The organism is Clostridium sp. UBA1056 (assembly GCA_002316385.1).
Classification (GTDB): Bacteria; Bacillota; Clostridia; order Clostridiales; family Clostridiaceae; genus Clostridium_J.
Window position 1 is genome coordinate 288177 of sequence record DCDL01000004.1, and the last position, 2673, is coordinate 290849.

Here is a 2673-nt window from a genome sequence, read left to right on the forward strand (position 1 = left end):
GAACCTGTTTCCTTGTCTAACTCAAAATATACTTCCCATCTTTGACTTATTATTTATTTTCAGATGCCTTATTACTTTATTCTTCTATATTTTTCTTATACTTCACTTACATTATTATAAATTATTTTTTCTTTAACTACTTTGTATAGGACTCCTAATATTATACCTATTAATGCAGGTACTACCCATCCTAACCCTTTTGAATAAAGAGGTAACTTATTAAATAAATTTATAATAAAATCAAACTCAATACCAACTTGTCCTAAAGCATCAAATATGCTTACAATTCCAGTAAATAATATTGTTAATCCGTATACCACTGTACTTCCTTTAAATAATTTATCTATCATGGCAAGAACTATAAGTACTATTGCTATTGGATAAATTGCATTTAATACTGGCACTGATATAGCAAGAATTTTGGTTAATCCCATATTGGCAAGGATCATACTAGAAATTGATAATATTCTAACCCAATTTTTATATGATAATTTACTAGTTAGTGTTGAAAAGTATTGACTACATGAAGTTATAAGCCCAACACAAGTTGTAATACAAGCTAATGTAAATATTACTGTTAATAATACAGCTCCCGGTTTTCCAAATATATAATCCATAATATTAGTTAAAGTTTGCGCTCCATTTTCAGTGGCTCCAAATCTTCCCCCACTGCTTGCTCCTAAGTGTGCTAGTATAGAATAAATTACTATTAATAATATCCCTGCTATTATACCAGCCTTTACAGAAGCTGAAATAATTGCTTTTTCCTCCTTAATCCCTTTAGATTTTATAGCTAAAGCTATAACTATTCCAAAGTTTAAAGCAGCTATGGTATCCATAGTTAAATATCCTTCTAGAAATCCCTTAACAAAAGGCGAATTTATATATTCTTCTGTAGCTATTCCATAGCCGCCTAAGGGTTTGAAAATTGTAGCTATGAAGATTAGAGAAATTAATATTAGTAGAGTAGGTGTTAAAATTTTTCCCATACGATCTACTAGTTTCGCAGGTGTTAATGAAATCCAGTAGGCTATTGAAAAGAATACTAAAGTAAAGATAAATAGAGCCAAAGGTTTTGAAACACTCTGTGGTAAGTATGGTGATATTGCCATTTCAAAAGGTAAACTTCCTGCTCTAGGGATACCTAAGCAAGGACCTATAGACAAATAAATAAGTACTGTAAATATACTTGCAAACAAAGGATTAACTCTTTCGGCTAAAGTATGTAATCCACCTGACTTTGCTACTTCTATTACTCCTAGAACCGGGAATCCCACTGCTGTTACAAAGAATCCTAACATTGAAATCCAAGTTACATTTCCCGCTAACTGTCCTAAAAACGGTGGAAATATTAAATTTCCTGCTCCAAAGAATAATGAAAAAAGCATTAAGCTTATAAATAATAAATCTTTTTTTGATAAGTTGTTCACTCTTGTCTCCCCCTTGTTTATACTATAAATTTTATATTAAGTAATAATGTCACCTTCAATATCCATAATATCTCCTCCTTTTTTTATTTAATTAGAATCCTAAGACCCTATCTGCAGTGATGATATATCTTCAAAATGTTTTCTATGCCTCTGTTAAACTGCATTCATACTTTAGATTTCTAATGTAAGGCATCTGAAAATAAATANNTTTTTGAAGATGCCTAAATAAAAAACCCGTCCCTTGAAAAACAAGGGACGGGTTAAACCGCGTTACCACCCTAATTTTGTAAGCAAATTTATATAAATAGATTCACTTACAACACTTAGCTACGTATCCAACAATACGCTTTTCTTTTAACGGTGAAAAACTCCGGCAAAACCTACTAAAATATTTCGGCGTCGCTTCTCAGAGATGATTTTCAGTTGTATATTGAACATTGGCTTTCAGCAAACTGCCAACTCTCTTTGGAACAAAAATACTACTTACTTTTTCTCTTCATAGAATTTCTTGAATTTATATGTTATTCATAGTATATGCAAATTAAACTTCTGTCAATATTTTTTTATATTTTTATGATTTTTATTTTTTATTTTTACTTTCTAATGATTCCTAATATATAAGCTTTAAATTCATCAAAACTACATTTTTCTATGGATGCACCCTTATTGATTTTTCCACTTGTAAAATTATATTCTGCATATCCATAATTAAAAGCCGCTGATGAAACTAAGATACCTGTCTCAGTAATTCCATAAGTAATTCTATTCTCTAGAACTTCTTTGCAAAAGTCTAGTATATCCTCACAACTTTGAACTTTTCCTTCTAAAAGCATAGTTAAAGTAAAATAGAATAAATTATATCCTCTTATAAGTTCCACCATTTCACCGCTTTTTATATAAAATACCTTTCCTGTATTATAAAAATATCTCATGGATTCAAAGGATATAGTTTTATACTCTCTATTTATTTCTAATCTTTCATCTTTAACTTCCCTTAGATTTTCTTCAATACTATCCCAACTAGTAGCCTTTGCTACTGAGTTATTTTTTATAACCATTTTAAACTTTTCAAAAGAATCTTCTATATTATCATAAGTGTTTATAACTGTCTCATTTATAGATATACTATATTCACCATTCTCATATAATAAAGCTACTTTACTGTTCATAATACTCTCCTTGCTCCATTTAATAATAATTATTATATCATATTTTTTATTGTTTATATATTAGGCATCTGAAA

At 29.4% G+C, this 2673-nt stretch carries 2 protein-coding genes and 1 other annotated feature; both genes read right to left on the reverse strand.

Going from position 1 to position 2673, the window contains the following annotated elements; translation table 11 throughout:
* Positions 1–95: 95 nt before the first annotated feature.
* Complete coding sequence (gene brnQ, locus B3W71_RS02405) at positions 96–1430, reverse strand: branched-chain amino acid transport system II carrier protein (RefSeq protein ID WP_346887331.1); 1335 nt, start codon at positions 1428–1430, stop codon at positions 96–98.
* A gap of 248 nt (positions 1431–1678) precedes the next feature.
* Positions 1679–1939, reverse strand: a binding site (T-box leader).
* A gap of 84 nt (positions 1940–2023) precedes the next feature.
* Positions 2024–2599, reverse strand: coding sequence for a hypothetical protein (locus B3W71_RS02410; RefSeq protein WP_346887332.1), 576 nt, complete (start codon positions 2597–2599; stop codon positions 2024–2026).
* Positions 2600–2673 lie beyond the last annotated feature (74 nt).

Bases quoted from the DNA above. Each gene is read 5' to 3' on its own strand.
- B3W71_RS02410 (WP_346887332.1), bottom strand. From the start codon at position 2,599: ATGAACAGTAAAGTAGCTTTATTATATGAGAATGGTGAATATAGTATA.